Below are 8,070 nucleotides of genomic sequence, written 5' to 3' on the forward strand. Positions count from 1 at the left end.
ATTGATGTAGATCTTTATAACTAAAACTAAATAATATAAGGCGAATGTACCAATTTAAATAAAGGATTTTTCTATCTCCCGATAGCTAAAGATATTCTTTTCTTATCCTCTTTTTTTCTACAAACGAAAAAGAAAAAGTTACCCATAAAGGGAAATATTTCCAAAGATGTTGTTTTTATATGTCGGGATATGATCATATGTTATCATGACCGATATTTATTTAAAATACGTTTTTAAAATACCATTAACCGTATAAAAAGTAAAAAAGTATACAGATTGAAGAATATTCATTTTCTCAACTTTCCTATAAACTTGCCATTGGTACCTGGAAGCTTTCCATTTATTGCCGGAAATAGAATTATTTCTTACACGATATTTCGCTAGGGGCCGGTGGATGCCATATCCTTTTGGGATAATTTTCAATATTTTAAGCCAAAGGGCAAAATCTTGTCTTTTTTTAATTTCTGGCATAAATACCTTCCCTATTAAGGAAACGTCATAAACTGCTGTAAGACAGCCAACAGAGCAAGTCTTTACCAGATTTTCATAGGTGACCGCTTCCGGAGCCTCCACCCTCCCTTTATAAACACCATCTTCTGACATTTTATCATATGAAGAAAAGGTGAAAGCATATCCATTTTTCAACATAAATGATATTTGTGTTTCCAACTTTTCCGGATACCAAATGTCATCACTGTCCAAAAAAGCGATGAATCTACCGTTTGCCATTTCAATGGCTTTATTGCGGCTGAATGCAGGGCCGGAGTTGACCATATTCCTATAATACCTGATTCTATTATCTTTTTCAGAATACTTAGATATTATGGAAGGACCATCATCATTTGAACAATCATCCACGACGATCAATTCAAAATTAGCGTAACTTTGGGCCAACACAGAATCAATAGTTTTACTGATAAACTTTCCCGAGTTATGCGAAGGAGTAATGATAGAAACCAATTCATTTTTCATGACAATAATCTGGAATAAACCTGTAGAAGCTTACTTTCCTGCACCTCCCAATTATACTTATTTAAAACAGCATTTCGACCATTTTTACACATTTGTTCATAAACCGTCTGGTCTTCATACAACGTAGTGATTGCCTTCTCAATTTCCGCAAAATTGTCGGGATCAACTGCTATTCCACATTGATTTTCTTCAACCAGTGCTTTCCAAACAGGAAAGTCTGAGCATATTATGGGTAATCCGTAGGTCATGTATTCAAAAAATTTTGTCAACTCTTTTTTTTCATAGTGTTTGGTTTTAGGAAATATAGCCAGTCCTGCGACCCATTTTCTTTCCAAATATTTTGTAGTAATCTGATCAAAGGGAACAAATTCTCCCTTTCCAATTAAACGCATCCTATCAACATTTTCTCCAATTGATTTTTCCAATTCACGTGCCAAATCCATTTTACAAAACCCAATAAATGAAATATGGATATCTGGTATATGGTTTAGCAACCTGGTTTGGGTATAAGCCCCTCTTACTTCCGTTAGGTTCCCTGTATAAATGAGGTCTTTGCCCTTAAATCCTGAATGCACTTTCGCCAGGTTGCCAGCAGCCTTTTCGGATACAATTGGATAGTTCAAAATGAGAGTCCCTTCCGGGAATCTTTCCTGATAATATTTTTCCGCAAGCAACAGGGTTGTATTTTTAGAAAATATCTTTTCCAATTTATCAAGCATTTTGGCGGCAACACCCTTTACCCATCTGGGAAGGTATTCCTTCTGGCCGATTCCTGTTACATAATCTTCATGGATATCGTATATGACTTTCTTTCCCTGCTTCGCCAATATATAAGCATAGGGGAGCAGTTCAGGATCATGTATTTGATAGACATCTGGGTTCAATTTTTTAGCCGCCTTATACACTGCCCTTGCCTGAAAGACCATCCTGTGCAGTAGACCCTTATTTGCTCCAACATCAACGATAGTAACCCCCTCAAACTCCTGAGGTCCTTTCCCATCAGCAACTATTAAATTAACGTCATATCCTGCATTTTTTAATGAAACGCATTGTTTAATTAAAATCCTATTATCATAACGGGAATGAACGCTAGTAAGATGGGCTATTTTCGGATAATTCTTCAAGATGTTTAGGGTTTTTATACAAGTACCTGACCATTACACCTATAGTCCCATAATATAAGATAACGAACCTGGGTTGATCTGTGATCACACTGGACACTGAAGTCAAGGGTAAAATGAAGCAGAAAATTGAGAAAGAAATAAAAAAAGCAGCCACTCCATAATCCTTGTCTCTTATTGCCTTTTTATAAGATTTCAAACTCATCAAATACGTTGCGACTAATAAAATAACGTACAAGAGTATCCCAATAATTCCATATCTATACAAATATAAGGCATAAAAGGATTCCAATTGTGGTCCGGTAGATTTTCCTATTCCAACTCCAATAAGGGGTATTGAAAATTGATTTTCCAATACCCACAATAATTGTTGGTATCGTATATTTGCAGAACCTCCCCCGGTAGCCGAAACCCCGCCCTTTTCAATTAAAGCATTGATGCCTAAGTAAAGATACGGATAGGTTCTTTCTGCCCAATTCAAAATAGGTTGATAAATAATAAACACAATTCCAATAAATAGAAAAAAGAAAATATAGACCGTTTTTTTATGTGGCAACCCTTCAAAACTCCAATAAATGAAAAATACATACAGATAGGAGAAAAGTAAGGCTATGAGCATAGTCCTGCTTTGAGAGGCCAGTACACAAACTAAAGACAACAAATAAAAAATGAGATCTTTTTTGTTTCTTTCAAAAAGGTATTTAAAAAAAAAATAATATGATGAAAATATCATAAAAACAGCAAAAAAATAGGTTATCCCAAATGACCCGGTTGATTTACCATAAAGAATGGGACGATCGGTTTTGTAAATAATAGTACTTACTTTATTCCCCAAACTGCCACCAAAAGCCTCAAAAAGAGCATAAATAATTGAAAGAACAAAAACAAGCCGGAAAACATTGACCAAGTATTTCTTGATAGTTTGGGTATCCCAACTAACGGAAGAGAACAAAAAAAATACTAAAATAATATATATAGGCTTATGGAATTCAAATAAATCTCGGATTGAAATATATTCCAATTCTATGAATATTGATATACATATCAACAAAATAAAAATTGAAAAGTAAATCAATGCATAAAACACATGCCTAGATTTTAGGGAAGATTTAAAGAATAGAAGGTAGATAGCCATTAATCCGATAGCTGATCCAACCATAACGATATCACCTAATCTTCCTCCCGAAGTTCTAGTAAATGCAGGGAAAGCAGGAAACAGGATTATAAATGGGATAAAAAATTTAAAAAACGTTAGCCGATTAATTGTAATCATATTAAGGCTATTGCTAATTCGTAAGCCCTACTTGACAAAGTTAGCGGATCTGGATTATTATCGGAAAGGAAATAACCTTGCTGATTTTGAGTTTTCTGAATCTGTATTTCGAGGGAGTCAATTATTCCTTTTTCGTTAATATTTAAAAGCAAATGCTTAAAAACCCCGTAAACCAATGGTAATTCAAAAGCTGGGGAATTATAGGTATATGCATATTTGTTTTCAACCAACCGATTCAAAAAGGGTGTGGAAAACCCATACTTCAAAGCTTTGATGAAATTATTTGATTTGAAGAGCTTATGGTCTGGAAATATCCGGTATAAACGGGCCAAAGGGAAAAGGTTATATAAATGATAACCAATTTCTTTTTCAATTACTGAATTCCTATCTCTCTTCAAATACAATTCATACCTTAAAGATAAAATTTTACTCTTAAATGAATTGGCTTTTAAAAGATGTATAATCAGACCATCATCACGAATCTCAAAGCCTTGGGAAAGAAGGTGGTCTAAGAATAACTCAACGTTATCTAAGTGCATACTTTCTCCGGTCTCTGCTAGTGCAGAAGCATACCACAACTGATGGTTAAGGGTATAATCCACTTTGCTGGTACCTTGGATAGGATCTTTTGCTATCCAAGCCTTCACCCTTTTGTCAAATGGAAAAGCGTCTGCGATATGCCTGGAATAATCGAGATAATCAGGATCATTTAAACATTTAGACGCTATAGAAAAAGCCTCTATGACCCATGCTTGTCCAATTACGCCATTACAGCCATCTTTTCCGGATTTTTGCCTTTGGATAAATACGCCATTCTTTTGAAGCTTTTCACTTCCTTTAAGGTATTTCAACAACAATAAAGCAGTATTTTTATACTCATCTTTTTGCGTCAAATAATATAAAACACTGAAGATTATAGCAACATGGGCAGAGTTTCTGACCGGCGTTTCCAGGTCGAAATAAGGACCGTTTTCTCCACCTGGGAAAAATCCCGTCTCATTTCCGATTTTTACGATTTTCCCGGAAAGTTCCGGAGCCAAATTTTCAAGAAAAGAAATGTTATTATTTACCATTTGTTCCTCCCCATAATCTAAATATTCCAACAAATATTCCGGCAGCTGTCACCCACCTTAAAAAATAACCTAGAAAAAACAAGCGGAAAAATCTCTTATGCAAAAATAGATGGCCTCCCTTATCAATCGCATCTTTTAACCGACCGGGGTGGGGAGGAACCCAAAATAAAATAAATCTATTTACCATATTTATAACAAATGATTTTTCTTCCATCCATACGGTTGGTTGCCCTTTAGCAACCCGAAACTGCTTCTTTACCAATGGTGAAAACCCCCTAGGGAGCATTAAAACTTTGGCATTCTCACTGTATATTAGTTTGAAATTGTTATTTGTGGCCTTTTTTGTCCAACGCACATCACCGCCAGATCTTAAGCCTTCCGGGAAGGCTCCTATTTCCTCAAAAACTTCCTTTCTAACAAACAAGTTACCAGTTTTTGCAACTTGCCTTTGGTTTATGGATTCTTCCATTCTAATATTGAATAACGAATCATAACTTTTGCCAATTGAATCGCTTTCGTGAAGTAAAAACTTCACTGCTCCACCAACTAACTTAACTTCGTAATCCTTAGCAAAACATTGCACAGCGGAAGATAGCCACGTTTTAATAGGAGCACTTGTTGTATCCAAAAAAGAAATTATATCCCCTTTGGAAATTTCCAACCCCCGATTCCGGGCAGAATAAGGACTTCCCAAGTATTTTTTTTCTTCCAGAAATATGGCATTGAATTTCATCGCAATATCCCTAGGGTTATCTTGGGAACCGTTGTCTATAACGATAACTTCATATAAACTGCTTGGGTAATCTTGTAATGAGATTGCTTTTAAGACCCTATCAAGGCCCTTAGCATTATTAAAAACCGGAATTATAATAGAAACAAAATAATTGTTCATGAATTAATTTTGAATGTAATTTTTAAATAGCAAAATTATTATAAATACTACTCCGAAAAATGTGCCCAAAAATGCGAAAATAAGAATCGTTAAAATTAAATTTGGTTCACTAGGAGCCAAAGGAACCTTGGGCTTTTGAAAAATTGTCAAAATCGGCTTTGCTTCCTGAAATTTTAACTTTGATTGTTGGTATTGTTGTGCTAATGAATTATAAAGTTGAAAAGCCAATTCATATTCAGCCTGTAACCGCTGTTCTGTAGTTTTCGCACTTTGTGTGACAATCCCCATGTTTTTATCTCTAAATGACGCCAATTTCATTTGCGAAACTTCAAAATTGTTTTTGGCTTCCTCGGTCTGAATTTCCACAAACTCCAAATTTTCTCTTTCCCGGTCAGTATTAATCTTTATTACATAATCAGTGAGTGCATTGATAATTTTATTGTTTACTTCTGTTGACACTTCGCTATCAGGCATTTTAATACTAATCTCTATTATCCTATCCAGTTTGGTGATTTCTATTCTAGATGTTAATTTTCTTATAGCCAAACTTTCCCTAGGACCAATCCTATAAAGGTCGTCTACATTTTGGGCCAACATAGATGAATCATTCTTAACCTCTTCATTGTTACTTTTAATTTTTGACACTATAAGCCTTGGTAAAGAGAATAATACTTCAAACCAGTTTTTCTCTTCATATTCAGAAAAAAAGGTTACCAGATCCATTGATTTTCCTAAACTTTTAAAGTAGAGCGTGTCTTGTGCGATAATTAGTAAAAAATCATCATTAAAAATTATTTCCGGATATAATTCCGGTGTAATTATTTCCCCATCACTTCTGGAAGTGTTCAAATTACCGACACCTGACAATACCGACAGTCCGGAAAATCCCTTCCCTAATAAATTAGTATTTTGATTGGTAAGCACTTTAGAGGTGGAATGAAATTCTTCCGGTGATGTCAACGATTTAATTATCCCTAATAGAGAAAAGAAAAGTGCAAATAGAAAAATAACTTTCCTACCGGCATAAAAAATTAACAACAGCTTATTGATCTCAATTGTATCAGAAGCTTTTGTTTCTTTTACAAAAGTATTTACTTTGTTTTTTAATTTATTCAATTGAATCATTTGTAAATAGAAATATTGCTATAATTATTTCTGAAAGATTTGTTTGGCAGTAACATTAACATAATAAATCACCCTCCAAATTATTTTGACAATACTTGAATTGGAATTTAACTTTTTTTGGGTTTTAGAAGAAATGTAATTACGTATGATCAAATTTCTAGCCTTCTGGTCCAAATCCGCCTGTTTAGCCCAATTATAAATATACTGATCTTTTAACAGTACTGAATGAAAGTTTCTATTCTGAATCCTATTTTCTTCGTGTACCCTTCTTATTGCCACTGGATTACGGTGGCCTCCCGGATAAAATCTACCCCTTGATGCTATTTTTATCCAAAAAGCAGAATCCTGATGCAATTTTAAATTCTTATCGAATATATATTCTCCAATTAGAACCTCCTTCTTTATGGTTATACCATTGATGTGTGGAGTGCCATTCTTCCCTTCTAGTATAGCATGGAAAAATGGGATTCCTGAATATTCTATTTTAGGGTAGGTAATGTATTTTTCGGAGGCTTCTATCGATAACCTCCTCCATTTGCAAAATGCCAATTGGGCTTCCTCACTTTCAAAAAATGTTCCCACAGGTTCATACAAGGCTTCAATCGAGGGATCTTCAGAAAATCTTTTTTTTGTAAACTCGAATCGGTCCGGCATAAAATAATCATCCGCATCCAAAAACGCTATATACTCATATTTTGCGTGTTGAATTCCCAAATTCCTACTTGCTCCTGCCCCCCTATTCTCTCTATTGGGATGGTGAAGTAATATAACTTTGCCATGGATTTTCTCGAGCTTCTGACAGATTTCCAGACAGTTATCAGGTGAGTTATCCTCTATTAATATAACTTCCTCCACCTCAGGTAAACCTATGGCTGATTTTACCGCATGCTCCAAGTAGGTTTCAGCATTATAAACTGGGATAATTACAGAAACCTTAAATTCATTCAATTCCATTCTTCTGGCATAGGTGTTGCAGTGATTTTATATTCAATGGTTCTTTAAAAAAATCAGCATTTGATCTAATTTTCTCCAATTCCCATTCCCACCATTTTAGTTTAATTAACAATTCAATTACCTCCGGGGAAAAGCGGTATTTAATAACTTTCGCTGGTGTCCCCACAGCGATGGCATAGGGAGGGATCTCACCGGATACTACACTATTTGCACCAATGATGGCGCCATCACCTATCCGGGCCCCGCTAAGTACAATACATTGCGCTCCTATCCAAACATCATTTCCGATTTTAATGGGTCCTTTAGAAGAAATATCACTCTTTTCGTTGCCTCCAAGCAAATTTTGTAGTACAAAGTAAGTCGAGATTCGCTTTGTATTATGGTTAAATTCCTGAATAATCGAACCGCGTGCCAGGCTGCAGAATGAACCAATTTCAACTGAATGGATCATACTTCTGATGTCAAAAGATGGGCCGTTTAAAGAACTATATCTTCCAATTTTAACTTGAGATTTGGCTGATATATTTATTCCATTAATCAATTTAGCACCTTCGCCAATCAAAACTTCGCCCCTAATTTTGGTCCCTTTTAGAATTACAGAGTGATGAATAGAAGATGCTTCGGAAATCTCCACATCATTAAACTTATCAATTAATGATT

General features: G+C 35.0%; 8 protein-coding genes. All 8 read right to left on the reverse strand.

The features are described from left to right. Positions 1–216: 216 nt before the first annotated feature. The 8 genes from FQ608_RS17945 to FQ608_RS17980 all read right to left on the reverse strand — a co-directional run bounded on the left by FQ608_RS17945 (position 217) and on the right by FQ608_RS17980 (position 8,044). Complete coding sequence (locus FQ608_RS17945) at positions 217–972, reverse strand: glycosyltransferase family 2 protein (protein ID WP_158859869.1); 756 nt, start codon at positions 970–972, stop codon at positions 217–219. Next, a complete protein-coding gene (locus tag FQ608_RS17950; RefSeq protein ID WP_158859870.1) occupies positions 969–2,096 on the reverse strand; it encodes a glycosyltransferase in 1,128 nt (375 codons plus the stop codon). The genes FQ608_RS17945 and FQ608_RS17950 overlap by 4 nt, the downstream gene beginning before the upstream one ends. Further along, entirely contained in the window at positions 2,062–2,712 is a 651-nt protein-coding gene (locus FQ608_RS17955; protein WP_158859871.1) for a hypothetical protein, read from the reverse strand. Before FQ608_RS17955 ends, FQ608_RS17950 begins: the two co-directional genes overlap by 35 nt. Positions 2,713–3,362: 650 nt before the next feature. After that, positions 3,363–4,439, reverse strand: a complete 1,077-nt coding sequence (locus FQ608_RS17960) for an alginate lyase family protein (RefSeq protein WP_158859872.1) — start codon at positions 4,437–4,439, stop codon at positions 3,363–3,365. Continuing rightward, positions 4,429–5,331: a glycosyltransferase gene (locus FQ608_RS17965; RefSeq protein ID WP_158859873.1), complete on the reverse strand. Its 903-nt coding sequence runs from the start codon at positions 5,329–5,331 to the stop codon at positions 4,429–4,431. Before FQ608_RS17965 ends, FQ608_RS17960 begins: the two co-directional genes overlap by 11 nt. Before the next feature lie 3 nt (positions 5,332–5,334). Next, positions 5,335–6,447 carry a Wzz/FepE/Etk N-terminal domain-containing protein gene (locus FQ608_RS17970; protein ID WP_158859874.1) on the reverse strand — a complete coding sequence of 371 codons (1,113 nt, stop codon included), beginning with the start codon at positions 6,445–6,447 and terminating at the stop codon, positions 5,335–5,337. 33 nt (positions 6,448–6,480) lie between these two features. Further along, positions 6,481–7,410: a glycosyltransferase family 2 protein gene (locus tag FQ608_RS17975; protein ID WP_158859875.1), complete on the reverse strand. Its 930-nt coding sequence runs from the start codon at positions 7,408–7,410 to the stop codon at positions 6,481–6,483. Further along, entirely contained in the window at positions 7,397–8,044 is a 648-nt protein-coding gene (locus tag FQ608_RS17980; protein WP_199856406.1) for a CatB-related O-acetyltransferase, read from the reverse strand. The genes FQ608_RS17975 and FQ608_RS17980 overlap by 14 nt, the downstream gene beginning before the upstream one ends. Between the last annotated feature and the right edge of the window lie 26 nt (positions 8,045–8,070).

This window comes from Lunatibacter salilacus (assembly GCF_009797935.1).
Classification (GTDB): Bacteria; Bacteroidota; Bacteroidia; order Cytophagales; family Cyclobacteriaceae; genus Lunatibacter; species Lunatibacter salilacus.